General features: G+C 33.1%; 21 protein-coding genes and 1 pseudogene. 13 read left to right on the top strand and 9 right to left on the bottom strand.

Features of this window, described 5'->3' with window-relative positions:
* Positions 1 to 25 precede the first annotated feature (25 nt).
* Positions 26 to 1,531, bottom strand: a complete 1,506-nt coding sequence (gene gltX / locus AC5ZCW_RS04795) for a glutamate--tRNA ligase (protein WP_496118272.1) — start codon at positions 1,529 to 1,531, stop codon at positions 26 to 28.
* A 162-nt stretch (positions 1,532 to 1,693) separates the two neighbouring features.
* Here gltX and AC5ZCW_RS04790 point away from each other — a divergent pair, with 162 nt between their 5' ends.
* From AC5ZCW_RS04790 to AC5ZCW_RS04760, 7 genes are all read left to right on the top strand, one after another.
* Entirely contained in the window at positions 1,694 to 5,095 is a 3,402-nt protein-coding gene (locus tag AC5ZCW_RS04790; protein ID WP_496118271.1) for a coiled-coil domain-containing protein, read from the top strand.
* Complete coding sequence (gene ybeY, locus AC5ZCW_RS04785; RefSeq protein WP_179003067.1) at positions 5,092 to 5,511, top strand: rRNA maturation RNase YbeY; 420 nt, start codon at positions 5,092 to 5,094, stop codon at positions 5,509 to 5,511. The genes AC5ZCW_RS04790 and ybeY overlap by 4 nt, the downstream gene beginning before the upstream one ends.
* Positions 5,512 to 6,225: 714 nt before the next feature.
* Complete coding sequence (gene mnmG, locus AC5ZCW_RS04780; RefSeq protein ID WP_496118270.1) at positions 6,226 to 8,097, top strand: tRNA uridine-5-carboxymethylaminomethyl(34) synthesis enzyme MnmG; 1,872 nt, start codon at positions 6,226 to 6,228, stop codon at positions 8,095 to 8,097.
* A gap of 434 nt (positions 8,098 to 8,531) precedes the next feature.
* A complete protein-coding gene (locus AC5ZCW_RS04775) occupies positions 8,532 to 9,380 on the top strand; it encodes a class I SAM-dependent methyltransferase (RefSeq protein WP_496118268.1) in 849 nt (282 codons plus the stop codon).
* Positions 9,381 to 9,617: 237 nt separating this feature from the next.
* Positions 9,618 to 10,202, top strand: coding sequence for an OmpH/Skp family outer membrane protein (locus AC5ZCW_RS04770; RefSeq protein ID WP_177211528.1), 585 nt, complete (start codon positions 9,618 to 9,620; stop codon positions 10,200 to 10,202).
* Positions 10,203 to 10,305: 103 nt separating this feature from the next.
* Complete coding sequence (locus AC5ZCW_RS04765; protein ID WP_496118266.1) at positions 10,306 to 12,591, top strand: helix-turn-helix domain-containing protein; 2,286 nt, start codon at positions 10,306 to 10,308, stop codon at positions 12,589 to 12,591.
* 71 nt (positions 12,592 to 12,662) lie between these two features.
* Positions 12,663 to 13,424, top strand: coding sequence for a hypothetical protein (locus tag AC5ZCW_RS04760; RefSeq protein ID WP_496118264.1), 762 nt, complete (start codon positions 12,663 to 12,665; stop codon positions 13,422 to 13,424).
* A gap of 70 nt (positions 13,425 to 13,494) precedes the next feature.
* On the opposite strand, the gene AC5ZCW_RS04755 is transcribed toward AC5ZCW_RS04760, so the two are convergent.
* Positions 13,495 to 14,466, bottom strand: a complete 972-nt coding sequence (locus AC5ZCW_RS04755) for an HU domain-containing protein (RefSeq protein ID WP_343540741.1) — start codon at positions 14,464 to 14,466, stop codon at positions 13,495 to 13,497.
* 238 nt (positions 14,467 to 14,704) lie between these two features.
* Here AC5ZCW_RS04755 and AC5ZCW_RS04750 point away from each other — a divergent pair.
* Positions 14,705 to 15,701 (top strand): annotated as a pseudogene (locus AC5ZCW_RS04750) (DNA-processing protein DprA).
* A gap of 20 nt (positions 15,702 to 15,721) precedes the next feature.
* Here AC5ZCW_RS04750 and AC5ZCW_RS04745 read toward each other — a convergent pair.
* From AC5ZCW_RS04745 to AC5ZCW_RS04735, 3 genes are all read right to left on the bottom strand, one after another.
* Positions 15,722 to 15,844: a hypothetical protein gene (locus AC5ZCW_RS04745; protein ID WP_281634347.1), complete on the bottom strand. Its 123-nt coding sequence runs from the start codon at positions 15,842 to 15,844 to the stop codon at positions 15,722 to 15,724.
* 114 nt (positions 15,845 to 15,958) lie between these two features.
* Positions 15,959 to 16,933: a tryptophan--tRNA ligase gene (gene trpS, locus AC5ZCW_RS04740; protein ID WP_496118261.1), complete on the bottom strand. Its 975-nt coding sequence runs from the start codon at positions 16,931 to 16,933 to the stop codon at positions 15,959 to 15,961.
* 123 nt (positions 16,934 to 17,056) lie between these two features.
* Positions 17,057 to 17,434, bottom strand: coding sequence for a GxxExxY protein (locus tag AC5ZCW_RS04735; RefSeq protein ID WP_343540745.1), 378 nt, complete (start codon positions 17,432 to 17,434; stop codon positions 17,057 to 17,059).
* Positions 17,435 to 17,658: 224 nt separating this feature from the next.
* Here AC5ZCW_RS04735 and AC5ZCW_RS04730 point away from each other — a divergent pair, with 224 nt between their 5' ends.
* Complete coding sequence (locus tag AC5ZCW_RS04730; protein ID WP_496118258.1) at positions 17,659 to 18,402, top strand: lysophospholipid acyltransferase family protein; 744 nt, start codon at positions 17,659 to 17,661, stop codon at positions 18,400 to 18,402.
* A 553-nt stretch (positions 18,403 to 18,955) separates the two neighbouring features.
* Here AC5ZCW_RS04730 and recA read toward each other — a convergent pair.
* The 4 genes from recA to AC5ZCW_RS04710 all read right to left on the bottom strand — a co-directional run bounded on the left by recA (position 18,956) and on the right by AC5ZCW_RS04710 (position 22,275).
* Positions 18,956 to 19,963 carry a recombinase RecA gene (gene recA / locus AC5ZCW_RS04725; RefSeq protein WP_281634344.1) on the bottom strand — a complete coding sequence of 336 codons (1,008 nt, stop codon included), beginning with the start codon at positions 19,961 to 19,963 and terminating at the stop codon, positions 18,956 to 18,958.
* A gap of 146 nt (positions 19,964 to 20,109) precedes the next feature.
* Positions 20,110 to 20,619, bottom strand: coding sequence for an acyl-CoA thioesterase (locus AC5ZCW_RS04720; RefSeq protein WP_343540747.1), 510 nt, complete (start codon positions 20,617 to 20,619; stop codon positions 20,110 to 20,112).
* A 117-nt stretch (positions 20,620 to 20,736) separates the two neighbouring features.
* On the bottom strand, positions 20,737 to 21,120 hold the full coding sequence (locus AC5ZCW_RS04715) for a DoxX family protein (protein ID WP_095930182.1): 384 nt from the start codon (positions 21,118 to 21,120) through the stop codon (positions 20,737 to 20,739).
* Between the two features lie 6 nt (positions 21,121 to 21,126).
* Complete coding sequence (locus AC5ZCW_RS04710; RefSeq protein WP_343540751.1) at positions 21,127 to 22,275, bottom strand: DNA polymerase III subunit; 1,149 nt, start codon at positions 22,273 to 22,275, stop codon at positions 21,127 to 21,129.
* 446 nt (positions 22,276 to 22,721) lie between these two features.
* Between AC5ZCW_RS04710 and AC5ZCW_RS04705 the strand changes: the two genes are divergently transcribed.
* From AC5ZCW_RS04705 to sprC, 4 genes are all read left to right on the top strand, one after another.
* Positions 22,722 to 23,174: a hypothetical protein gene (locus AC5ZCW_RS04705; RefSeq protein WP_198855090.1), complete on the top strand. Its 453-nt coding sequence runs from the start codon at positions 22,722 to 22,724 to the stop codon at positions 23,172 to 23,174.
* Positions 23,175 to 23,355: 181 nt separating this feature from the next.
* Entirely contained in the window at positions 23,356 to 24,648 is a 1,293-nt protein-coding gene (locus AC5ZCW_RS04700) for a beta-helix domain-containing protein (RefSeq protein WP_343540753.1), read from the top strand.
* A 100-nt stretch (positions 24,649 to 24,748) separates the two neighbouring features.
* Positions 24,749 to 25,156, top strand: a complete 408-nt coding sequence (locus AC5ZCW_RS04695) for a hypothetical protein (protein WP_496118254.1) — start codon at positions 24,749 to 24,751, stop codon at positions 25,154 to 25,156.
* The gene (sprC, locus tag AC5ZCW_RS04690; RefSeq protein WP_343540757.1) at positions 25,153 to 26,577 is read left to right on the top strand and encodes a gliding motility protein SprC; all 1,425 of its coding nucleotides are present in this window, start codon (positions 25,153 to 25,155) and stop codon (positions 26,575 to 26,577) included. Before AC5ZCW_RS04695 ends, sprC begins: the two co-directional genes overlap by 4 nt.

The raw sequence follows: 26,577 nt of genomic DNA, 5'->3' as shown, positions 1-26,577 counted from the left end.
TTCTATTTTTGAATGAAATTTTTAATTATAAAGTTTCAATTGCTTTCTGGATTCTAGAAATAGTTTCTTCTTTTCCAATTATTTCAACAATGTCAAATAGGTGAGGACCTTTAAGAGCTCCAACCAAACTTAAACGGAAAGGTTGCATTACTTTACCCATTCCGATTTCATTTTTAGTTAACCAATCTTTTACAATTGCTTCAATATTTGCAGAAGTAAAATCTTCGATATTTTCTAAAACAGAAATTAGTTCCTGCATTAAAGTTGGAGTTTCTTCTTTCCAATTTTTACTTGCTTTTTCATCGTATGATGTTGGCGCTTGGAAAAAGAAATCTGTCATATCCCAAAATTCAGAAACAAAGTTTGCTCTTTCTTTAATTAATGAAACTATTCTTGTAAGATCATATTTAGAAACATCAATGCCTTTTTCTTCTAAAATAGGAGAGAAGGTTTTTGCTAAATCAGCATCATTTTGTTTTACTAAATATTGGTGGTTGAACCATTTGTTTTTCTCTGGATCAAATTTAGCTCCAGCTTTGTGAACTCTATTCAAGTCAAAAGATTCAGCTAATTCTTCTAAAGAAAATAGTTCTTTATCAGTTCCATCATTCCATCCTAAAAGAGCAAGGAAGTTTATAACTGCTTCTGGGAAAAATCCTTTTTCTCTATATCCAGATGAAATTCCTTCTTCAGTTTTCCATTCTAATGGAAATACTGGGAATCCCATTTTGTCTCCATCTCTTTTTGATAATTTACCATTTCCAACTGGTTTCAAAATCAAAGGTAAGTGTGCAAATTCTGGAGCTTCCCAACCAAATGCTTTGTACAATAAAACGTGAAGTGGCATAGATGGCAACCATTCTTCACCACGAATTACATGTGAAGTTTCCATTAAATGATCATCTACAATATTGGCTAAATGATATGTTGGCATTCCGTCACTTTTGAAAAGAACTTTATCGTCCAAAAGATTTGTTTCAAACTTCACATCTCCACGAATGATGTCTTTCAAATGTAAAGTTTCATCAACCGGAGTTTTAAAACGAATTACATAATGTTCTCCATTCGCAATTCTTTTAGCAACTTCATCAGCAGAAATTACCAATGATGTATCTAGTTTTTCACGATTGTGATGATTGTAAATAAATGTTTTTCCTTCAGCTTCGTGTTGTTTTCTATGTGCATCCAAAGCTTCAGGAGTATCAAAAGCATAATATGCCCAACCAGAATTTATCAACTGATCTGCATATTGCTGGTATAAAGCTGCACGTTCGCTTTGTCTGTATGGACCAAATTTTTCATTTTTTCCAACCGTTTCTTCTGGAGCAATTCCTAACCATTCAAGAGCTTCCATAATGTAAGCCTCTGCACCAGGAACAAAACGAGTCTGATCTGTATCTTCAATTCTTAGATAAAAAACACCGTTATGTTTTTTTGCAAATAAATAATTAAATAGGGCAGTACGAACTCCGCCAATATGTAACGGTCCAGTGGGACTTGGTGCAAAACGCACACGAACTTGCTTTGACATTTGTTTAAATTTTGTTGCAAAGATACGACTCTGAATTAGAAAATTAGGTAATGAGAAAATTTGATAATTCGTCATGTTAAGCTTAATTGACTAATTTTCTAATTGATCATTATCTAATTAATAATTATTACTTTTATGGGTTATAATTAAAACAGATTTATTTTGAAAACATCATCTGCAATATATCAAAAGTTAGAGGCTTTCATTAAGAAATATTATACCAATGAACTGATAAAAGGGATATTACTTTTCACCGGTTTTGGTTTATTATATTTTTTGTTTACGCTTTTTGTAGAGTATTTTCTTTGGTTGAAACCATTAGGAAGAACTTTTCTATTTTGGTTATTTGTTGGAGTTGAAGTTTTCCTTTTAGTCCGTTTAATCCTTTTTCCACTGTTCAAGTTATTTAAACTTCAAAAGGGAATAGATTATACTGAGGCTTCAAAAATTATTGGAAATCATTTTACAGAAGTAAGTGATAAGCTGACTAATTTTTTACAATTGTCTTCTGAAAATAATTCAGAAAGTTCAGAATTGGTTTTGGCTTCGATAGAACAGAAAGCGAATTCTTTGCAACCAATTCCATTTGGAAATGCAATTAATTTTAAAGCTAACAAAAAATATCTGCCATTGGCTTTAGTTCCAGTTTTGCTTTTTGCTGTGTTTTATATTTCTGGAAATAGCAATATTATTTCTCAAAGTTTGAATAGAGTAGTGCATTTCAATTCTGCATTTTTACCACCAGCTCCTTTTAAGTTTGTGGTTTTGAATTCTAATTTGCAAGCAGAACAAAATAAAGATTTTGTTATCAAAATGGAATCTGTTGGAAATGTAGTTCCTGAAAATGTGATGATTCATATCGGAAATGAAAGCTATTTTATGGAATCTTCTCAACCTGGAAAGTTTGAATTTAAAATTGAAAAGCCTTCTGAAAATATTCAATTTTCTTTTGAAGGAAATTCAGTTGTTTCAGAAGAGTACGAATTGAAAGTAATCACAGTTCCATCTATTGCAAACTTCGAAATGGTTTTAAATTTTCCTTCTTATCTAAAGAAAAAATCGGAGACAATTCAAGGAACTGGTAATGCAATTGTACCTGAAGGAACAACTGTAACTTGGAAAATGAATACCAAATCTACACAAGAAATTGAATGGAAAAGAGATAATGAAGTATTTAAGTTCAATAAGGTTGAGAATGACTTTAAATTGAGTAAAAATATTAGTCAAAATACAGAATATCAAATTCTTACGTCTAATGATAAGGTCAAAAACTACGAAAAACTAGATTACCAGCTTTCTGTTATCAAAGATCAGTTTCCAACTATCAATGTTGGCCCTGCGCCTGATAGTTTGAAGCTGGATAAGAACTATATTCTAGGAAGATTAGGTGACGATTACGGACTTTCGAAATTACAAATTGTATACTACGAACGTAATAAACCTCAATCTGCTAAGCGTGGAAACATTCCTGTTAAGACTGGAGTATTTGATCAGTTTGTTTTTAATTTTCCAAGTAATCTTCCTGTAGAAGAAGGAGTTTCATACGAATACTATTTTGAAGTTTTTGATAACGATGCACCACACGGATTTAAGAGTACAAAGTCTTCTACATTTTCAGATCGTGTAGCTACAACAGATGAAATTCAAGATCAGGAATTACAACAGCAAAATCAAAACATCAATAGTTTATCTAAATCTTTAAAGAACCAAACGAAGCAGATTTCAGAAATGGATAAGCTTCAGAATACAGGAAAAGAAAAAGATAATTTAGAGTTTAAAGATCAGCAGAAGATCAATGATTTTATCAAACGTCAGAAACAACAAGACGAAATGATGAAGCAATTTTCTGAAAAGATGAATCAGAACTTAGATAAATTTAAGGATGATAAGAAAGATAAAACTGCTGAAGATTTACAAAAGCGTTTAGATAATGCACAGAAAGATTTAGAAAAGAATCAGAAATTATTAGACGAACTGAAGAACTTAAATGACAAATTAAACAGTGAAGAGCTGTTTGATAAGATGGAAAAGTTCAAGCAAATCAGTAAAAACCAATCTCGTAATCTAGAACAATTAGTCGAGTTAACCAAACGTTTTTATGTTTCAAAGAAAGCAGAGCAAGTTGCTGAGAAACTAAATAAACTGTCAGAACAACAGGAACAGTTATCTAATAAAGAAAAAGAAAACACTAAAGAGAAGCAGGATGAAATCAATAAATCTTTTGATAAGATTCAGGAAGATTTAAAAGATTTAAAAGAGGAAAATAAGACTTTGAAGAAACCTTTGGATATACCATCAGATGCTTCTAAAGAGAAGGATGTAGATAATGATCTTAATAAAGCTTCTGAAGAATTGAGTAAAAAGAATACTTCTGGAGCTAAACCAAAACAGAAAAGTGCTGCAAAGAAAATGAAGTCTATGGCTCAAGAAATGCAGAGCGAAATGGAAGGTGGTGAACAAGAACAATTGGAAGAAGATGTAGCAATGCTTCGTCAGATTCTAGATAATCTTTTAGCTTATTCTTTATCGCAAGAAGATGTGATGAAACAGTTCAAAGCAATGAAATTGGGTTCCTCTACATTTACAAAAAACATTAAGATTCAGCAGAATTTGAAACAGCAGTTTAGACATGTTGATGATAGTTTGTTTGCACTTTCATTACGTAATCCAAAAGTAGCTGAAGACGTAACTAAAGAAATTGGAAACGTTCAATACAACATGGACAAGGCAATTGAAACTTTAACTGATGTACAGATTCCAAGAGGAGTTTCACACCAGCAATATGCAGTTTCATCTGCCAATAAGTTAGCCGATTTCTTGAGTGATCTATTAAATAATATGCAGATGTCTATGTCTAAACCGGGAGCGGGGAAACCTAAACCAGGTGACGGACAAGGAATGCAATTGCCAGATATTATTCAGAAACAAAAAGGACTTGCTGATAAGATGAAAGATGGTATGAAACCTGGACAGCAATCTGGAGATAAACCTGAAGAAAGTAAAGGTGGAAAGTCTGGGCAGGGGCAAAATGGTCAAGGTAAAGAAGGTCAGGGTAAAGAAGGACAAGGTAATAAAAGTGGAGATAAAGGTTCTTCTGGTAAAGATGGTAAAAACGGAAAAGGAGAGAAGAACGGTAATGAAGGAGAAGATGGAGAAGGTGATGCTGAAGCTATCATGGAGATTTACAAAGAGCAAGTCAAACTTAGAGAAGCATTGCAAAAAGAATTAGCAAAGAAAGGTTTATACTCTCAAGGTAAATCTGTAATAGACCAAATGAAACAATCTGAAAAGCAGATTTTAAACAAAGGATTTAAGAATGAGAACCTGCAACGTATATTGAATATTCAGCAAGAATTATGGAAATTAAACAATGCAGTTCAGCAACAAGGTCAAGATACACAAAGACAATCTGAGACTAATAAGGCTGAATTTATGAATCGTTCAAATACTTTACCTAGTTCGTTATTGGAATATTTAAACAGTGTAGAGATATTAAACAGACAATCACTACCTTTGCGCTCGAATTTTAATCAAAAAGTTCAAGAATACTTTAATACAAAATGATAAATTTTAATTACGAAACAGATTTTACTTTAGGAGACGAGCAGGCTTTTAGTGACTGGCTTAGTGCTGTAATTGTTTCTGAGAACAAGAACGAGGGAGAAATCAATTATATATTTTGTGATGATGAGTATCTTCATAAAATCAATGTAGAATATTTAGATCACGACACTTTAACTGATATAATTAGTTTTGATTATTCAGTTGGTAACGAGTTAAATGGAGATATTTTTGTTTCTGTAGAGCGCGTTGCAGACAATGCAAAAGACTTTAATGTTTCATTTGCTGAAGAACTTAAAAGAGTGCTATCTCATGGTATACTGCATTACTGTGGATACAAAGATAAATCAGACGAAGAAGCTCAATTAATGAGACAGAAGGAAGAAGAAAAAATGAAGATGTTTCACGTGGAACAGTAATTAAACATCTTTTTAATATATATGTTCCACGTGAAACGTTTAGGTTTTTTAAATTTTTATAACGTTCCACGTGAAACATATCTGAAGAGAATAAAATAAATTTACAGCGTTCCACGTGGAACGTTGAAGTATAGAATTTGAATAAAAGATTAAATCGTTCCACCTGGAACGATTTTTTAAGTTTGAAGTTTAAAGAAAACAGAATGGGATGTTTCACGTGGAACATGATTTTAAGATGTTTTTCGGAAGTTTAGAATGAAAATTTAAAAATGGAAGTTTATAAATGTTTCACGTGAAACATTTATTATAAAGATTCTGTTTCGGAGTTCTGATTTGAGAGTTCTGATTTGAGAGTTCTGATTTGAGAGGTCTGATTTGAGAGGTCTGATTTGAGAGGTCTGATTTGAGAGGTCTGATTTGAGGGTTCTGATTTGAGGGTTCTGATTTGAGAGGTCTGATTTGAGAGGTCTGTTTGAAAGTTCTGTTTGAAAGTTCTGTTTGAAAGTTCTGTTTGAAAAAAATAAAAAGATGTTCCACGTGAAACGTTTTTATTTGTTTTCTGATTTTAAAGATGTCAGTTTGCAGGTTTCAGTTTGAACTTGAAACCTGAAACTTGAAACTTGAAACAAAAATAAAAGTTCCACGTGGAACAAGAAAAATATAAATGTAATTCTAGAAACCGCGTTAGCGGTTTTTGGAGAATAATAAAACAAAATGTTTTTAGAAGAATACGATGTTATTGTGGTTGGTGCAGGCCATGCTGGTTCTGAAGCTGCGGCTGCGGCCGCAAATTTGGGATCGAAAACTTTATTGGTTACAATGAGTTTGCAGAACATAGCACAGATGTCTTGTAATCCTGCGATGGGTGGAATTGCGAAAGGACAGATCGTTCGTGAAATTGATGCGCTTGGTGGTTATTCAGGAATTGTTTCTGATAAGACTGCGATTCAGTTCAAGATGTTGAATAAATCAAAAGGACCTGCAATGTGGTCGCCGAGAGTTCAAAGTGATAGAATGCGTTTCGCAGAAGAATGGAGAATGATGTTGGAGGCAACTCCAAATCTTGATTTTTATCAAGAGATGGTAAAAGGGTTGATAATTGAAGATGAAAAGATAAAAGGAATTAGAACTTCACTTGGTGTGGAGATTCGTTCCAAATCTGTGGTTTTGACAAATGGTACTTTTTTGAATGGTTTAATTCATATCGGTGAAAAACAATTCGGAGGAGGTAGAGCAGGAGAAAGTGCTGCGACCGGAATTACCGAAGATTTGATCAAAGCAGGTTTTGAAGCTGGAAGAATGAAAACAGGAACGCCACCTCGAGTAGATGGACGTTCTTTAGATTATTCTAAAATGAACGAAGAAAAAGGAGATGCAAAGCCAGCAAAGTTTTCTTATTCAGATGTGACTTCTCCGTTAACGCATCAGCGTTCTTGTTACATGACCTATACGTCTTTGAATGTTCATGATATTTTGAGAGAAGGTTTTGATCGTTCTCCAATGTTCAACGGAAGAATCAAAAGTTTAGGACCAAGATATTGTCCGTCGATTGAAGATAAAATAAATCGTTTTGCAGATAAAGAACGTCACCAATTATTTGTTGAACCAGAAGGATGGAATACTTGCGAAGTTTATGTAAACGGATTTTCAACTTCACTTCCAGAAGATATTCAATTTAAAGCGCTTCGTTCTGTTGCAGGTTTTGAAAATGTAAAATTCTTTAGACCTGGTTATGCAATCGAATATGATTTCTTTCCGCCAACGCAATTGAAACATACTTTGGAAACAAAGTTAGTTGAAGGATTATATTTTGCAGGTCAGATTAATGGAACGACAGGTTACGAAGAAGCAGCTTCTCAAGGTTTGATGGCTGGAATAAATGCACACTTGAAAGTACATGAAAAAGATCCCTTGATTTTAAAACGTGACGAAGCGTATATCGGAGTTCTAATTGATGACTTGATTACGAAAGGAACAGAAGAACCATATCGTATGTTTACATCAAGAGCAGAGTATAGAACTTTGTTGCGTCAAGACAATGCCGATTTCAGATTGACTCCAATGTCATACGAAATTGGTTTAGCTTCTGAAGATCGTTTACGAAGAATGGAAAAGAAATTAAACGAATCTGAAAAGATGGTTCAATTCTTCAAAGAAACTAGTGTTACGATTGCAGAAACAAATCCTATTTTGGAAGCAAAAGAATCAGCACCGATTTCTCAAGGAGATAAAATGTTTAAGATTTTCTCTCGTCCACAGATTGAATTAGAAGATATGTTGAAATTTGAAAAGGTTGAAGCATATATCAAAGAAAATGATTTGGATGAAGAAATTGTTGAGCAAGCCGTAATTCAGGTTAAATATTCTGGTTATATCGAAAAAGAAAGAAATAATGCTGATAAATTAAATCGTTTGGAAGAAGTAAAAATTCCAGACAATTTTGATTATAACAAAATTAAGTCCATGTCGATTGAAGCAAAACAGAAATTAAGCAAGATTCGTCCTGTAACTATTTCGCAAGCTTCAAGAATAAGCGGAGTATCGCCAAGTGATATTTCCGTGCTTTTGATTTATATGGGAAGGTAAAAAAGTTTTCGGTCTCAGTTTTCAGCTTTCAGTTTTTACTGAGACTGTAAACTGGGACTAAATACTTTTAAATGTTCCACGTGAAACTATTTTTTTGCTTTTTATTTTTAGGATATAGTATAAATCTAAAATCTAAAGTTAAGAATCTTAAATTTTTGCTGTTCCACGTGAAACCTTTTGCCAAAACAAGAATGATTTTTTTGAAATAATTTGAACTATTAGCTGTTTCAGATGGAAAGAAAATCGAATTTGAAAAGGATATTGTTTTGCAAAGAGATGAATAAATTAAATTGCAATAATGTTGAATTATCAATTTTGAAAGAATCAAAAAGAATCGAAAAGAATAAAATGAAAAACAAAAAATCCTAAAAGCGATAAAATTTCGTTTTTAGGATTTGCTATAAATTAAACCCAAATATCTATAAATTTAAAAAATGAACGTTTTAAACAAAAAACACTTTCTTACGGTAAAAGACCATTCTGTTTCAAAAGAAATTTTTGATTTGTATTATGATGAAGAATTAGATATGCTAATTACTTCTCCACAACCTGAACTTCAAAATTTGGGTAAATATTACGAAAGCGAAGATTATATTTCGCATACAGATAACAAACGTTCGTTATTTGAAAAAGCATATCATTTTGTGAAAAATATTGCGCTTAAGAATAAATTGAATCTAATCAATAGCCAGCAATCAAAAAAAGGAAAACTTTTGGATATTGGAGCTGGAACTGGAGATTTTCTTCTAACAGCAAAAATTGACGGTTGGGAAACCATTGGAGTAGAACCAAGCGATCGAGCAAAAAATATTGCTAAAGAAAAAGGAATTTCATTTGTAGAAGAAACTAGCACTTTAGAAAGTAATTCTTTGGATGTAATTACAATGTGGCATGTTTTGGAACACGTTCCAAATTTAGAACTTCAGATTCAAGAATTAAAGCGTTTGTTAAAACCAACTGGAACATTAATTATTGCGGTTCCAAACTATAAATCGTTCGATGCGGGTCATTATGAAACTTTTTGGGCTGCGTATGATGTTCCGATTCACTTTTGGCATTTTTCAAAAAAATCAATTCAATTGCTTTTTGAAAGAGTGGATATGAAATTAGAAAAGATACTTCCAATGAAGTTTGATTCTTTTTACGTAAGCCTTTTATCCGAAAAATATAAAAATGGAAAAATGAATTACATCAAAGCTTTTTTCATTGGTTTAAAATCAAATTGGAAAGCAAAAAGCTCAAAGGAATATTCATCGCATATTTACGTTTTAAAAAACAAATAAAAATCAAAAATCATTTAAAGCCGTTTTGCCTCTAAAAGACAAGATGGCTTTTTTTAGCTAATCCAAAACAAGACAAAAAATACCTAAAATATGGTGATAACATTGGTTTATGGCTATATTTTTTTCGATAAATAAAAACAATATCATAAATTTTACGCATTTTTTAAACTTTATGTTGATGCTATTGATTTTTTTATATTTTTGTCTTCAATACTTAAAAAAATAGAATTATAAAAAATGAAAAAAGCATTAGTTATTATCGCACTTTCAGTTTTCGCAGTTTCTTGTAACAAAACAGCAGAGGTAAAGGAAGTAAAAACAGCTTACGTGGATACTTCGGTTTTGATGAAAGAATACACTGAGGCAAAAGATTTAGAGGCAAAGTATAAAGCTCAAGCGGAAGAAAAAGGTAGACAATTACAAGCTGAGATTTCACGTTTTAAACAAGACGCTGCTAGTTTTCAAAGTCAGGCACAAGCAAACGGTCAAGCTTGGGCACAGCAAAGAGGTGCTGAATTGCAAAAAAGAGAGCAGCAATTAGGTTATGCACAACAAGCATTGGCTCAACAATTACAACAAGAAAGTGGTGTTGAGATGGATTCTCTTGTTAGTGGAGTTAAAAAATTCATTAAAGATTACGGAAAGAAAAACGGTTACTCTTACATCTACGGAACAGGAGATGCTGCAACAATTTTGTATGCTGAAGAGAAATACGATATCACAAAAGAAATTATCAAAGCTTTAAATGATAAATACAAAGCAGAGCCAAAAACAGATGCGAAACCAGCAGCTGAAGCAAAAGAAGGCGAAGCAAAAAAATAAAAACTACCAAACTAACTAAATTACTGAAAACCTAAATCCACTACGATTTAGGTTTTTTCTTTTTATAAAAATGCGGTAATTTTATTTCTTTAATACAAGCCCAATGCAGAACGTTTCAGAAGCGGCAGCTTATACTTTGCAATTCATCAATCAGACTCAAAAATCTATTTTCCTTACGGGAAAAGCAGGTACTGGAAAAACTACGCTTTTGCGTGAAATCATCGCAACAACGCATAAAAATACTGTGGTCGTTGCACCAACAGGAATCGCTGCTTTGAATGCTGGAGGTGTAACAATCCATTCCATGTTTCAGCTTCCGTTTTCTGCTTTTATTCCGTCGTACGAAGCGAGCGCACAATTTACAGAAACGGTAAAGTTTGAAAACAAAGAATCGTTGCGTCGTCATTTCAAAATGAATAACGTGAAGCGAAACGTAATTAAAAACATGGAGCTTCTGGTTATTGATGAAGTGAGTATGATGCGTGCCGATTTGTTGGATGCGGTCGATTTCATGATGCAGACTGTTCGAAGAAACACACAGCCTTTTGGTGGAGTCCAGGTTTTGTTTATTGGAGACTTGCTTCAATTGCCACCCGTGATTCGTGATGAAGAATGGCGAACGCTAAAAAATTATTACCGAGGAAAATTCTTTTTTCATTCTCATGTTCTCCAAACGTATCCGCCAATTTATATCGAGTTGTCAAAAATCTATCGCCAGACCGATGATGCTTTTATTTCAGTTTTGAATAATTTGCGAAACAATCAGATCACTCCAGAAGATATAGCCATTCTAAATCAGTATGTTAAGCCAGATTTTGACTTTAAAAAGAACAAAGGCTATATAACACTTACAACGCATAATGCTAAAGCAGATTCTATTAACTCACAATCAATCAGTGATTTAGATGGTAAAGAATATGTGTATACGCCATTTGTGGTGGGAGACTTTCCTGAAAAGATATTTCCTGTTGAGGAAGAACTGAAATTAAAAGTCGGCGCACAGATCATGTTCGTCAAAAATGATTTGTCTTTTGAAAAAAGATATTTCAACGGAAAAATGGGTGTCATCAAATCGCTTTCAGATGAAGAAATCTTTGTTCATTTTCCAGAAGAGAACATGACGCTTGAAGTAGAAAAGTACGAATGGAAAAATATCCGCTACAAAGTCAACGAACAAACCAAAGATATTGAAGAAGAGGTTTTGGGAACTTTTGCGCATTACCCGATCAAGTTGGCTTGGGCCATCACGGTGCACAAAAGCCAAGGTTTAACTTTTGACAAAGCAGCGCTTGATGTATCGCAAGTTTTTCTGTCCGGACAAGCCTATGTAGCACTTTCGCGTTTGCGTTCGTTAGAAGGGCTTATTTTGCTTTCTCCAATGCAGATGAATGGTATTTCTAACGATCAAGATGTGATGGATTATGCTTTGAATAGAGCGACAGAAGAGACTTTAGAGAAAGCGCTTCACTTCGAAACCAAAAACTTTATTCATAACTATTTGATAAACAGTTTTAATTGGGGAGAATTGGCGCAAGAATGGCGAAATCATCGTTTCAGTTATAACGAAAATGCGGCTGGTTCCGAAAAAGCGAAACATGCAGTTTGGGCGCATAAACGAATGGAAATTATGGAGCAGCTTTTAGATCCTTCGCAGAAATTCATTTCGCAACTCAATAAAATTTTCATCAAAGAAACGGTCGATTTGTTTTTTGTAAAAGAAAGGGTAGATGCGGCCTATGATTATTTCTTCAAACAAATGGATAAGTTGGTCGATGATCTGATTTACAAAATGGCTGAAATTCAAAAATTTAAAAAAGTTAAAGAGTTCTATGAAGAACTTAATTTTTTAGAAGATCTTCAGACTAAAGCGGTTTTGCGATTGATGAAAGCCAAGTTATTGATTGAAGTTGTTGTTGCAGGAGAAGAAATCAGTAAAGAAAAGCTTTCGTCGCCAAATATTAAAAATTACAAAACGAACAAAGCGGAAAGGATAAGAGAAGAGCTGAAAACGACAAATACAGACATTTTTAGGGCCGAAGAACCCGTTGTTCGATACAAATCAGCTAAGACAGAGAAAAACGAGCTTAAAACGGCTAAAAAGACGACAGTCGAAGAAACATACGATTTGTGGATGGATAAAAATTCAGTGGAAGATATTGCGAGAATGCGTAAATTGAATGTTCAAACTATTGAGGGGCATTTGATACGACTTATTCAAGCGAAGAAAATTGAAATTACAGATGTTCTGCCTTATGATAAAATTTTGGCTTTGCGAGAAGCATTTCAGTTTTATCAAGAAGAATCTTTGAGTCCTTTGAAAGAAAAGTATGGAGATGAATTTACTTGGGACGAATTGAAAATGTTCAAAGCGAGCATAAATTTAATTTAGAGCGTCCTACGTGAAACACTGTTTTCTGTTTTTTCAAAAATCTAATTTCTACGCATTAAATCATTTTTGACATGAAAACATTTAAAATATTGCTAACAATTTTGGTGTTTAATTCTTCGTTTTTGATTGCTCAGGATTTGAAACCAGAATATCAAAAGTTCATTTCGAAGTTTATTCTGGAAGTGAAAAACAGCGATAAAGAAGCAATTGCAAAACGGATAAAATTTCCGTTCAAGCGAGAATATCCAATTCCGTCAGTGAAAGATAAAGCTGATTTTGTAAAAAGATATAATCAAATTTTTGATAAAGTTCTGATTGAAAAAATAACAAAATCGGATCCTTCAAAGGATTGGTCAGAAGTGGGTTGGCGTGGCATTATGCTCAATCAAGGTGATTTGTGGATCGATACCGATGGAAGAATCATCAGTATCAATCATCAAACTGACGAAGAACTGAAAATGAAAAATTCGCTGATTGCAGCACAGAAGAAAAATGTAAACTCTTCGATTTCAAACTTTAAAGAGCCGATTGCCATTCTTGAAACTTCAAAATTTAGAATAAGAATTGACGATTTGGGAAATAATAATTATCGTTATGTTTCTTGGGGAATTAAAAACAAAATGACCGACAAACCTGATTTAGTAATTGAAAACGGAGTTTTCTACGCGGATGGAACTGGTGGAAATCATCATTACGAATTTAAAAAAGGAAATTTTAGATATGAGTGTCATTTTATTGTTTTAGGCGAAAAAGATTCGGCGCCTTCGGCGTTAATTGTATATCAATCAGGAAAAGAAATTTTGTCGCAAGATGCCAAAATTGTTTCACGATAAACATTGCGGAATATTAAGTTTTTAGGTCAAAAAAAATCCCGTTCTTTTGAAACGGGATTTTTTTTTTGATTTATAGATTTTCGACCAGAATCCAAGCTTGTGGATTTTCGCCTTTTTGTATTTCTTTTTGAGCTTGTTCTGCTTCTTTCATAGTTGCGTAGCTTCCGTATAAAACAGGAAATAATCCGTGTTTGTTTTCTTTCAACATCCTCGCTTTGAAACCATCTTTAATTAGTTGGTTATAAGCTTTTCTTGCATTCTGCTCGCTTCTAAAAGCACCAGCCATAATGTGATATGGCATTGTTGTTTCGACAGTTTCAACTTTAGCAGAATCAACAGAAAGTGTTACAGCAGGAAGCGGACTTTTAATAAAGAAAGTTGCTTCTTGAATTTTGTTCTGTACTTTTTTCTGAACTGCTTGTTCTACAACAAGTGTTTGGTTATCAATTTGATTTTGATATAATGGGTAACCAATGCTTCCTGTAATTCCAAGTCCTAAAACAAGAATTGCAGCATATCGCAAGAATGGATTTGAAGATTTGGTTTCTTCTTCATTTTCGTATAATAAAACAGCATCTTTTTCTTTTGCTGCGATTTTTTCGATTTTTTTCTCGAAAGCTTCTTTTTTCACCATTGGTGAAACAAAAGGACTTAATCCAAAAGAAGTAGATAGAAAATTGGTTTGATCGTTTGGTTTAAAAACAATATTGCTTTCAGAATTTAAACGTAGCTCTCCAATGTTCTTTAAAAGAATTACGCCTTCTTCCTCCAATGTTTTTTTCCAATTTAAAACTTCAAAAGCAATTGCGCTTACAGCAAAACCGTAAGATGTTTTTTCTGCTTGTGCAATATGATTTGCCAACAATCCATCGTTATTTTTGATACGACTGTTGAAAGAAATGGTTTTTTTTGGAGGAAAAAACGAATTAGTGCTTTCATTCAGCTGCGCTGAGTGAGTTTCTGTTAAAAATGCACCAAATCCTGGAATCGTTACACACTGATAACGATACAATAACTGTGAGATATATACTTCGATTTTCATATTAACAAAGTTAGACAACGCGTATAGTTATCAAAATTTTATTCACAATTTTTATTAACAATTCGGAATTATTTTTAGACAATTCGTTTTCAATAGATTAACTTATTTGTTTTGCTTACGTAATAAGCCGTGCTAAAATTATTTTTTAAATTTATTAAGAAATTACTTTGTTTTATTGATATTTGCGCTTTAAAGAAAGTAGGTTTTATTTTTCTATTTTACATAATGTTATAACAAGATGACAGATCAAGAATTGTTTAATTTACTTGCCTTATTAAAGGTTGATGGAGTAGGAGATATAATGGGCAAAAAATTGCTTAATTCTTTTGGTGATGCCGAAGCTATTTTTAAAGCAAAAAGTCAACATTTGGCAGCAGTTGACGGAATTGGATCTGTTTTATTAAAAAATCTAAAAGATAAAAGTGTTTTTGAAAAAGCAGATAAAGAATTGACTTTTATAAAAAACAACAATATTCAGGTTTCGTTTTTTCAGGATGATAATTATCCAGAACGTCTCAAGCATTGCATTGATGCACCAATTCTGATATTTACTGCCGGAAATCTAGATTTCAAAAACAAAAAAATAATCAGTATCGTGGGCACACGGCGCGCATCAGGCAGCAATGGATTTAAATTTACAAACTGTTGGTGTGCTGGCTCATGGTTTAAATCAGATTTATCCGAGAACGCACAAAAAGTATATGGCCAGAATGGAAGAGAACGGTGGATTTATTACTGAGTTTTGGAGCGATTCGAATCCAGATAAAGAGAAATTTGTGCGTCGAAACCGTATTGTTGCTGGAATGACGGAAGCAACAGTTGTAATTGAATCTGCCGATAGAGGTGGATCTCTAATTACAGCAAATATGGCCAACGAGTACAATAGAGACGTTTTTGCTGTTCCTGGAAGAGTTACAGATAAATACAGTCAAGGCTGCAATAACTTGATTAAAACCCAGAAAGCAAATGTGTTGACAGATGCCGCTGATATAATCTATATGTTAAATTGGGATATTAAAGAAAAACCAAAAAATATTCAGAAACAGCTTTTTGTAGAATTAGAATCTGAAGAACAGAAGGTTTATGATTTTCTTATAAAAAACGGGAAAGAGTTACTCGACATCATTGCAATTGAATGTGAAATACCAATTTTTAAACTGTCTGGAATTCTGATTGGTATGGAATTAAAAGGTGTTATTAGACCACTTCCTGGAAAACTTTTTGAGTCAATTTAACGCAGAAAATCCTATATATATTATTTTCTTGTAAAATGTTTGTACAATCGATATAAAATATAAATCAGCAGTAAGCCGAAAATTATATTTAAGATTTGAAATACATAAGAGGGAACATTGTAATCTTCAATATACTTATCCATTCTTTTTGTTTTTAAAAGATTAATATACTTGAAGTTACAAAAATATATGATAAAAGAAAAACGCTGAGCAATTTTAGTAATGTTCAGCGTTTTATAGAATATTGTTTTTTAAATTTATTTTTGAAATCCTAGAACCTCTCTAACTTTTGCCAAAACACCATCAGCAATAACCGAAGCTTTTGCAGCACCTTTTTTCAATAAAGCGTCAACTTCTTCTAGATTGTTGATGTAGTAATTATATTTTTCTCTTTCTGTTTTGAATTTTTCAGTAATCAATTCGAACAGAGCTTGTTTAGCGTGACCGTAACCATAATTTCCGCCTAAATAATTTGCTCTCATTTGTGCGATTAGTTCTTCTGTTCCTAACAGAGAATAAATTGCAAAAGCATTACAAGTATCAGGATTCTTTGGAGCTTCAAGTGGTGTACTATCCGTTTCAATGCTCATAACTTGTTTACGCAGAGTCTTATCGTCCAAGAAAATGTTGATGATATTGTTTGCAGATTTACTCATTTTTCCTCCGTTTGTTCCTGGAATTAGCATAATGTTCTCTTGAATTTTTGCTTCAGGAAGAACAAAAGTTTCACCCATTTGGTGGTTAAAACGAGCCGCAACATCACGAGTAATTTCTAAATGCTGTAATTGATCTTTTCCAACTGGAACAAATTCAGCATCATACAATAAAATATCAGCAGCCATTAACATCGGGTAGGTAAAAAGTCCGGCATTAACATCATCCAAACGATCGGCTTTATCTTTGAAAGAATGTGCTAAAGTCAATCTTTGAAATGGAAAAAAACAGCTCAAATACCAAGTCAATTCTGTAGTTTGCACTACGTCTGATTGTCTGTAAAATGTAACTTTTTCAGGATTTAATCCGCACGCAAGCCAAGCCGCAGCAGTACTGTACGTGTTTTCTCTTAAAGTCTTTCCGTCTTTAATTTGAGTGATTGAATGCAAATCGGCAATAAACAAATAAGATTCATTTGATGGATCATTTGATAATTCGATTGCCGGAATAATTGCTCCTAATAAATTTCCTAAATGCGGTGTTCCTGTACTTTGAACACCCGTAAGTATTTTTGCCATTCTCGTTTTTTCTTATACTTGATCTGCAAAGTTCGTTTTTTTAGCGCAGAGTTCACAGAGTTTTTCGCAGAGTTTGGGAAGATTTTTTGAGTTTTTTGAAGACCACGGTTTTTTTCTGTTTCTTTAGATATCATTTATCACTCTTCTAATACCGTTTTTCAAAAGAGACTCGTTAAAATTAATTAGCAAGCCGAGTTTGCATTTAGCTAGTTTGAGATAAGTTAATGTTTGTGCCAAATGGTTTACCGTTAAAGCTTCAACAGCTTTAATTTCAATAACAAACTTATTTTCAACCAATAAATCGATTCGATATCCGCAATCTAGTTTTATCTCCTCGAAGATTAATGGCATTGGCTTTTCTTTTTCGACAAGTAGTCCACGTTGTTTAATTTTATAAAAAAGACATTCTTGATAAACATTTTCTAACAAACCTGGTCCAAGTTTTCTGTGTATTTCGATTGCTAGACCAATAACAATAGTCGAAATTTCGTTTTCATTCATTTTTTATTTAATTTTAATACATAATTTCGTATAAAAATAAATAATTTTATTGTAAGTTTCTGTTTATTTTGCAAAAGAATAGCAAAACTATGAGAACTCAATTAAATGCATTTCTCTCAAAAACTTCGTGTACTCAGTGAAAAACTCTGTGATCTCTGCGTTACAAAACAATAGAATTAAGTTAATATTTATAAAATCATTTCTGTTTTCTTACTTTTGAAGCTATGAAAATATTTAAAATTGCTTTTTGGATTCTTTGGAGAATTTGGTTTTACGTTTTGATGGCCATTCCAATACTCATTATGTTGCCTTTTCTGGTTATTTCTATCCTTTCTGAGAAAGGATATCCATATTTCTTTAAAATGGCACGCATTTGGGCTAAATTTATCCTTTTCGGAATGGGTTTCTTTTATACCGTAAAACGCGAACAGAAGCTCATTAAAGGCAAAAGTTACATGATTGTGGCCAATCATACTTCTATGACGGATATTATGCTTACGTTGGCTTTAATTAAAAATCCATTTGTTTTTGTTGGGAAGAAAGAGCTGGTAAAGATTCCGCTTTTTGGATTTTTCTATAAACGTACTTGTATTTTGGTTGACAGAAGTTCATCTAAAAGTAAAAATGAGGTTTTTAAAAGAGCTCAAAACAGATTAAATCAAGGTTTAAGTATTTGCATTTTCCCAGAGGGCGGAGTTCCAGATGACGAAAGTATTTTGCTAGATGAGTTTAAAGACGGCGCATTTAGATTGGCAATTGATCATCAGATTCCGATTGTGCCTATTGTTTATCCAGATAACAAAGAGCGTTTTTCATATACTTTTTTGAGTGGAAGTCCAGGAAAAATGCGCGCTAGAATTTTACCTTTCGTAGAAACAAAAGGATTGACAAGCGACAACAGAAAAGAATTAAGAGATCAAGTTAGAGATATGATTTATAATGGTTTAATTGATTATCAAAAGGAGTAACCATAAAAACATTATGTAAAATACAAAAGCCGGTAGACTTAAAAGTTTACCGGCTTTTCTTTGAATTAAAAACCCCTATTTTTATTCAAAAGCTTATTATCTGTGAATTATCTTTTCTGAAATAAAACGCAATACTTTTTTAAATTTCAATTTGGTTTTTCTTCGGTTTTTATTGTACAACAATTCTATTTTTTCTTTCATGGTTAAAAAAATTAATGGTTGATAATAAAGAGTTTAGTTAATAACTCAAGTTAATGTCACATTATTATAGATATCGAAAAATTAAAAAGGTTGCGCTGGAATTGAAGAAAATTTGACAAAAACCTGTCAGTTTGAACAACCAACAGATTTTTAACTCAAATAACTAACCAATGTAAATTCTAAAAAAAACCGAAATTGATATATGGCAGTACCAATTATAAACTGCTTTTTTATATAGATGGAAGGTTGGCAAAAAGGTTGCGTGGAAATTTCATTTTTTATGTCAAAATAAAAAAGCCGAATGATTCTAAAAAAATCATTCGGCTCTCAAAGCGTCTTTGTTGACTTATTTTTAGGCGTTTGCCAATTCTTTCATGTGATCTTTAATTTTAACTTCCAGTTCGTCAGCTAGTTCTGGGTTGTCTTTAATTAAAGCTTTAACGGCGTCACGTCCTTGTCCTAATTTTGTGTCACCATAACTGAACCAAGATCCTGCTTTTTTAACGATGTCAAATTCTACAGCTAGATCTAAGATTTCACCAGTTTTAGAAACTCCTTCTCCGTACATAATGTCAAATTCGGCAGTTTTAAAAGGTGGTGCCACTTTGTTTTTAACAATTTTAACTTTAGTTCTGTTACCAATTACATTTTCACCGTCTTTGATCTGAGCAGAACGACGAATATCTAAACGTACAGAAGCGTAAAATTTAAGTGCGTTACCTCCGGTTGTCGTTTCAGGATTTCCGAACATAACACCAATTTTTTCACGAAGCTGGTTGATGAAGAAAACTGTACAGTTTGTTTTACTGATAGTTCCAGTAAGTTTTCTCAAAGCTTGAGACATCAAACGTGCATGAAGACCCATTTTAGAATCTCCCATCTCACCTTCAATCTCACTTTTTGGAGTTAAAGCTGCAACCGAGTCAATTACAACGATGTCTATAGCGCCAGAACGAATAAGATTTTCAGCAATTTCTAAAGCCTGCTCTCCGTTGTCTGGCTGAGAAATAATTAAGTTCTCAATATCAACATTTAATTTCTCTGCATAGTTTCTGTCAAAAGCATGTTCCGCATCGATAAAAGCAGCAATACCACCAGCTTTTTGAGCTTCTGCAATTGCGTGAAGCGTCAAAGTAGTTTTTCCAGAAGATTCTGGACCATATATTTCGATAATTCTTCCTTTTGGATATCCGTTTACTCCAAGAGCTAAGTCAACACCTAGTGAGCCAGAAGAAATCGTTTCTACTTCTACAATGGCTTTATCGCCCATTTTCATTACGGTTCCTTTTCCGTAGGTTTTGTCAAGTTTGTCAAGCGTTAATTGTAGTGCTTTTAATTTGGCTTCTTTCTCTGAACTCATTTTTTTTCTAAATATCTTAAATTATTATTTTGTCTTTCTGGATAAAAATAAGAAAATTCCTTAATAATCTTATTAGTCAGTTTTATAATTTGTAAAATTACTTCTTTTTTTGAAGTTTGATTGTTCCAAATTGTCACAAAATCGTTCTACAAAAACAAAGCCTTTAATTCTGTTGCATCTGTTGGTTTTATTTTACCAGCTAGCAATAAACTTAATTGTTTACGACGTAGTGCAGCCTCAAAGCGCTGAATTTCTAATTCAGTTTCTGGTATAATTGCAGGAACTTCAACAGGTCTTCCGGTATCGTCTACTGCTACGAAAGTATAAATTGCCTCGTTGGCTTTTGTTCTGTTTCCAGATTCGCGGTCTTCTACCCATACGTCTATAAAAACTTCCATAGAACTTTTAAAAGATCTGGAAACTTTTGCTTCTACAGTTACAACACTTCCAAGCGAAATAGCTCTGTTAAAAGCAACGTGATTTACAGAGGCCGTTACTACAATTCGACGTGAATGTCTGCGGGCCGCAATACTTGCCGCTCGGTCCATTCTGGCTAATAGCTCACCGCCGAAAAGATTGTTTAAAGGATTTGTTTCGCTCGGTAAAACCAAATCAGTTAAAATAGTTAGGGATTCTGAAGGATGTTTTGGATTCATTTTTTTTAATAAAATTTGTTTTAACGCCCCAAAAAGGGCTTTTTTTGTCACAGATTTCACAGATTAAAATGATTAAATAAATCTGTGAATCCCGATAGCTATCGGGAGTGGCATATTTTAGTTCAACCAATAAACAGCCATTACAGCTGGTATAAAATATATAACAATGGTTCTCGCACCATCGTAATCTTTTGCAAGTCTTTGTCCGAAAAGCATCATTAGCAAACAGATGCAAGAAAATATAGCTCCATAAAAGCCAAATTCTCTGCCATTGTTTGTAAATAATTGAATTCCGCCCACAACGCATAAAATTCCTGAAATCAATTCTAAAATCAATAAATGCAATAGAGCCAGAGGAACTTGATTTTTTAAAGGTGTTTTGGCAAAGTGTTCTTTAAGCCATGCAACATTATCTTTCCAGTAAAAAATTTTCTCGTAACCCGATTGTAGAAAAGTTAAAGCTAGAAAAGCTAGAAGTAAAATTGAGGCAACATTGTTCATTATGAATTATTTTTTATGAATTAAACGAGTCAATTTGATCGATAAATCGGTAAGGATTATTTTTGCATTTCCGTTTCTTTCAATGTGATACATCGCATCTGAAAGTTCTTTGAATATTTCGTGGATGTTGTTTCCGTTTACGAAAGGAGCAAAATTCTCCAATTTAAATTTATCCACTTTCGGTTCAATATACACTAGACTTTGTGCTTGATAATTTAGCATAAGAGCTTGTCTAAACATTTCAATGCAGTATTGAATAAATTTTTTCTGGCTCTCACGTCCAAGCGCGGCAATCTGCTCGCTCCATGAAATTAAATCCTGAATGGCAGCAGCATTTCCTTTTGCCCTAAAAGCAGCTCGAACCCAATTGACAAACCATTGCTCAAACGGAAGATCATCATCGTCTTCTTTTAACAAATGCAATGCTTTATTAAAATTTCCTTGCGCTTGATGTGCAATTTTTTTAGCTAAGTTTTGGTCTATATTTTCTTGGGCAACCAAAGCTTCAGCTATTACTTTTTCAGGAAGTCCGTTAAAGTGAATAACCTGGCATCTTGAACGTATGGTTTGGATTATATCTTCTTCGTTTTCAGAAATCAGAATAAACATGGTTTTGTCTGAAGGCTCTTCGAGAAGTTTTAGCAGTTTATTGGATGCGGCGATATTCATTTTATCGGCCATCCAGATAATCATGATTTTGTAACCGCCTTCATAAGATTTTAGCGAAAGCGATTTTAAAACTTCCTGTGCATCTTCTACACGAATTTCTCCCTGCTTGTTTTGAACGCCAAGAATTTTATACCAATCGAACAAACCTCCGTAAGGCATTTCTTGAATAAAACTGCGCCAATCCTGAATAAAGTCTAAACTTTTCGGTTTTGTTTTTACGTCTTCGGTTGTAACGGTTGGGTAGATAAAATGCAGATCGGGATGAGAGATGTTATCAAATTTTAGATTACAAGAATCATTTCCATTTGAATTTTCATCACCGGTATTATTGCATAAAATGTATTGGGCATAGGCAATGGCTGTTATTAATGTGCCACTTCCTTCTGGACCAACGAATAATTGAGCATGAGGAATTCTACCAGAAGCAGCACTTTTTATCAAGTGGCTTTTGATGTAATCTTGACCTAAAATTTGAGAAAATTGCATTGGGCAAAGATAGAAGAAAATGTCTAGTCAAAAATTATCGGGATAAGATTATTTCGTCGTTGCCATTTTCAAATTTAGTTTGGAAGTCTTCGAATGTTTTTTTGAATTTTTTCGAATCATTTTCGACAGAATTTTGTTAATAAATATCTTCAAGTGAGTAAATATCAAGATGTTTTTGTTAATATTTTTTTTCAAAAAACGATAAACGTAAGGTTTTTTTGGTTATTAATTAGAAGGATTTTTCTTTTTTTATAGCGAATATCTTACGGATTTTAAATTAACATTTTTAACAAAATGCCCGTTAAAACGCACATTTTCTCGACATAACGCTGGTTTTTAAGGTTTTTTTAAGGAAATTTTTTGAAAAAAAAATCCATTACAGTTGTAATTTAAGTTAATTTCTATATTTTTGTTTTTATCAACAACCAATTATAAAATAAGAATCTATGAAAGGGAAAATTATTCTATTTAGTGCTTTTTTTATCTTAACTACTGCGGCTGTTTCAGCACAAGCTAAAAACGCACCGAGAAGTATTATCAGTACAACTGCTCTTATCAGAAAATACCATGATCAAAAAGAATTAAGTGGTATGCAAAAAGGAGAACTTTTGGAATTATACATCGAGCGTATTAAAGTATTAGTTAAAACTCTCCCTTACATTGCTTTGGTTACTAAACCAGGTGTTACTATGGCAGACTTAGGTATTCCAGACGATAACGAACACAAAAAAGTATTAGATGCTCAGGCAGTTGGTACAACAACTTTCTTGGATACTACGGTAGATTTTCAAAGAAAAATGATGCCTTACTCTGATAAAGGAAATCTAATCGCTGCAATCTTATTCTACGAAAGTACATTGAAATCATTACACGAGTTCAACGATTTGAACGAAATGTAATAAAGCATTTTTTAAAATCTTTTTTGAGAAAGTCTAGTGAATACCAGCTAGGCATTCTTAAAAAACAAAATAAAAAAAACAACTCATTCTCGAGGGGCCTGAAAAATTTCAGAAAACTCGAGAAGAGTTTTTGCATTTACGCATACCCAAATTTATTATTAACCGTAATACCCCCCTTATCATGAAAAAAATTACTCAATTGATCTGCGTTCTTTTGACAGTTGCGAGTATGAATGCTCAACAAGAGAAAGGAATTATGGGCTACACCAATTGGTTAAACAACTGGACTGAGTTTAAGCCTAACAAAGTTGATTATGGAGAAGCAAACCAAATTTTGGCAGGAAATATTTCTGTTAATACCAAATTGCTGAAAAGAAATATCTACGTTTTGCAAGGAAACGTTTATGTTACAAACAATGCTGTTTTAACTATCGAACCAGGAACTGTAATTATTGGTGATTTCGAAACAAAAGGAACATTGGTGATCACAAAAGGTGCACAATTAGTAGCTGATGGTTTAGAAACAGATCCAATCGTATTTACTTCAAACCGCAGCATGAAAAAAGCTGGAGACTGGGGTGGTATCGTAATTCTTGGTGATGCTCCAATTAATAAATTTGGAAATGTAGGTTCTTATAACCTAGATCTAGATCCAACAATGACTACTTACGGTGGAGACAACGTAGCTTCAAACTCAGGAATTTTAAGATTCGTAAGAATCGAGTTTGCTGGTAAAAAAGTAAAAGGAGCTGATACTTTCAACGCTTTAACTTTAGCAGCTGTTGGTAACAAAACAATTTTAGAAAACATCATGGTTAGTTACGCTGGTGGAGATTCTTTCGGAATCTTAGGTGGTGACTTAAATGCTACAAAATTCGTTTCTTATAAATCAGTTAACGATGACTTTAAATTCTCTCAAGGAGTTCAATGTCGTTTCTTCAACTCTTTAGCAGTTAGATCTTCTTACTTCTCAAGTACTAAAGACGGATCTCGTTGCATGGAGGTTAAATCTTATGAAAAGAAAAGTGAAACAGACTTCACTAAAAAACAAACTTTAGTTGTTGCTAGTAATATTACAATGGTTAATGACAGTGAAAACATTAATGCTGACATTCAAGCAGGTTTAGTAAAAGAGGCTATTTATGTAGCTGAAAATGCTTCTCTTGAAATGAAAAGAAGTGTAATCTCTGGATTCAGCCCTGCAGTATTATTAGACAGCAAAACAGAAATCAATGATGCCAACCTTAAAAAAATCAAATTTGAGGAAATGTACTTCAATTTATGTAATGGAAACATCTTTACAGAGTACAATTCTAACAATGAAGATTTAGAAAGCTGGTATGGAAACAGTGTTTTCTTTAATGTTTACTCAAAAAGTGATAACAAAGAAACATTCATTGACATCTTCAATCCTAAAAAACCAGATTTCAGATTACAATTAGGAAAAATCACAGCTTCTAGCGGTAACAGATAAATAGTTTCGATTTTTATTTCCCACGCGTAAATTTTATTAATTAAGTCCCCAGACACAATTTATGTATCGTCTTACGGGCCAAAATAAAGATCAAGACATAATGGTATCTACGAAAAAATATTTTTTATATATAATATTTTTGGTTTCGCCTATATCGTTAACTCTATATGCACAGAATACAGCAGAAAACCCTACTAAGGCTGCTGTTTCTGAGTGTGGGTTAACTTTGTCTAGCAATAACCAAAACAGTAACAATGCTGTTGTTGAAAACGGCAAATCAAGTAATTTAAATCAGTCTATAGTAGGGATGTCCACCCCCAAGGATGGCCTTACTATAGCGGCTGAGTCAAATACTTTATCTAATGATTGTGAAGAGAATTCAACACTTGCGGCAACTTCAATTCTTGCAAAAGAAGTAATTGAAAACTACAAGTATGATTTCTCTGAAACATTCATAGATATCCTGTTTTTTGAGCGTATAGATCTAGCAAGAACTCGCACTATATGATTCAAAAAATTACTTTATCTTTTTTTAAAGTTATAATATTATTTAGCATTTTACTTTTTGCTAGATCGAATGCCTATGCCCAAACGATAGTTCCTCAACAGTTAGATGGTTTAGAGAAACTTTGTGCTGGTAGTTCTTTCAATGAGTTTTTTGCTACTTTTAGTTATGTTAATTTTCCTGCGGGAACTACATTTTCTGTGGAGATCGTAGATTCAGCAAATAATCCAATTGCAACAACTTTATTACAGACGATAGATTTATCGGAAACGCAAAAAACTATAAAATTTGCGGTTCCGGTAAATCTTGTCGGTTCTGATAATTATGGCTTAAGAATTAAGAGTTCTCAAACTTATGCCAGTCCTAGATTTAAAAATTCTCAAGGGGCAACATCTTTTCCAGCCTATTATAAAGATTTTGAGTCATCATTTTCAATAAACAACAAAGAAACCAGTGCGACAATTTGTTCAGGTGGAAGTCTTACTCTTTCTATAGATGCAGGTACATCTTCTCCTTTAAACTTTCCAAATCTAAAATACATTTGGTTTAAAGATAATGCTGTTATAGCAGGACAAAGTGCTAAAACGTTAACAGTAACTAGCCCTGGTGATTATTATGCAACAATTGATTATGGTTCTTGTACTGATGTCAATTTTAGCTCGAATCATATTAATGTTGGAAGCTCATCTTCTGGTAACGCCGTAACGATTAATTCTAGTCTTGGAAACCCATTTTGCGCTAGTGGAACAGGAACAGTTTTAACAGCTACTTCTGGAAATAGCTATCAATGGAAGAAAGACGGTAATATAATTCCTGGAGCGACAAATCGTACATATTCTACAAACGAATCTGGAGTTTATTCTGTAGATGTAGATTTTGGAGGGTGTAAAGCAACAGGCTCTATAAATCTTCAAAGCAATGGTTTTGAAGCTAGCATCGATGCGCAAGATGGATACAAACTTAGTGAAGGTGAAACTATAACTGTGACGATAACAACAGATGCTGTTGGACCAACTTATGAGTGGTATCTGAATGGAAACTTAATTTCTGGAGAAACATCAAATTCTTATGTAGTAGCTGTTAAAGGTAATTACATAGCAAAGGTTTCTCAGTCTTCTGGCTGTATTGCTACCAGAGAATTTCCATTTAGAATAAATGGAGAATCTGGCCCTGCTAGTGTTATTCCGAACATTATTAAACTAAGCGGAATGAATCCGTATTGGAATATTCCAGATGAATATAAAAATGCAAATACAAAAGTAATTATCATTAGTTCAAACGGAGATAAAGTTTTGGATGTGGTGAATTACCAAGGCGATTGGCCTCAAAACAATATAGATTTTAAAAATGTAAATCCCGTTTATTACTATGTCATTCAAGGCGATGCAGGTGAAAAAAAAGGATCAATAACGGTTATAAAATAA

The organism is Flavobacterium sp. PLA-DH12 (assembly GCF_059511845.1).
The sequence above is the reverse complement of the archived record's forward strand: the minus strand, read 5'-3'. Positions and strand labels throughout refer to the sequence as shown.

Bases quoted from the DNA above. Each gene is read 5' to 3' on its own strand.
- AC5ZCW_RS04745 (WP_281634347.1), bottom strand. From the start codon at position 15,844: ATGGATAAGTATATTGAAGATTACAATGTTCCCTCTTATGTATTTCAA.
- AC5ZCW_RS04770 (WP_177211528.1), top strand. From the start codon at position 9,618: ATGAAAAAAGCATTAGTTATTATCGCACTTTCAGTTTTCGCAGTTTCT.
- gltX (WP_496118272.1), bottom strand. From the start codon at position 1,531: ATGTCAAAGCAAGTTCGTGTGCGTTTTGCACCAAGTCCCACTGGACCG.
- AC5ZCW_RS04735 (WP_343540745.1), bottom strand. From the start codon at position 17,434: ATGAATGAAAACGAAATTTCGACTATTGTTATTGGTCTAGCAATCGAA.
- AC5ZCW_RS04705 (WP_198855090.1), top strand. From the start codon at position 22,722: ATGAAAGGGAAAATTATTCTATTTAGTGCTTTTTTTATCTTAACTACT.
- AC5ZCW_RS04715 (WP_095930182.1), bottom strand. From the start codon at position 21,120: ATGAACAATGTTGCCTCAATTTTACTTCTAGCTTTTCTAGCTTTAACT.
- AC5ZCW_RS04730 (WP_496118258.1), top strand. From the start codon at position 17,659: ATGAAAATATTTAAAATTGCTTTTTGGATTCTTTGGAGAATTTGGTTT.
- AC5ZCW_RS04760 (WP_496118264.1), top strand. From the start codon at position 12,663: ATGAAAACATTTAAAATATTGCTAACAATTTTGGTGTTTAATTCTTCG.
- AC5ZCW_RS04775 (WP_496118268.1), top strand. From the start codon at position 8,532: ATGAACGTTTTAAACAAAAAACACTTTCTTACGGTAAAAGACCATTCT.
- trpS (WP_496118261.1), bottom strand. From the start codon at position 16,933: ATGGCAAAAATACTTACGGGTGTTCAAAGTACAGGAACACCGCATTTA.
- AC5ZCW_RS04695 (WP_496118254.1), top strand. From the start codon at position 24,749: ATGGTATCTACGAAAAAATATTTTTTATATATAATATTTTTGGTTTCG.
- recA (WP_281634344.1), bottom strand. From the start codon at position 19,963: ATGAGTTCAGAGAAAGAAGCCAAATTAAAAGCACTACAATTAACGCTT.
- AC5ZCW_RS04765 (WP_496118266.1), top strand. From the start codon at position 10,306: ATGCAGAACGTTTCAGAAGCGGCAGCTTATACTTTGCAATTCATCAAT.
- AC5ZCW_RS04700 (WP_343540753.1), top strand. From the start codon at position 23,356: ATGAAAAAAATTACTCAATTGATCTGCGTTCTTTTGACAGTTGCGAGT.
- AC5ZCW_RS04755 (WP_343540741.1), bottom strand. From the start codon at position 14,466: ATGAAAATCGAAGTATATATCTCACAGTTATTGTATCGTTATCAGTGT.
- AC5ZCW_RS04720 (WP_343540747.1), bottom strand. From the start codon at position 20,619: ATGAATCCAAAACATCCTTCAGAATCCCTAACTATTTTAACTGATTTG.
- mnmG (WP_496118270.1), top strand. From the start codon at position 6,226: ATGTTTTTAGAAGAATACGATGTTATTGTGGTTGGTGCAGGCCATGCT.
- sprC (WP_343540757.1), top strand. From the start codon at position 25,153: ATGATTCAAAAAATTACTTTATCTTTTTTTAAAGTTATAATATTATTT.
- AC5ZCW_RS04710 (WP_343540751.1), bottom strand. From the start codon at position 22,275: ATGCAATTTTCTCAAATTTTAGGTCAAGATTACATCAAAAGCCACTTG.
- ybeY (WP_179003067.1), top strand. From the start codon at position 5,092: ATGATAAATTTTAATTACGAAACAGATTTTACTTTAGGAGACGAGCAG.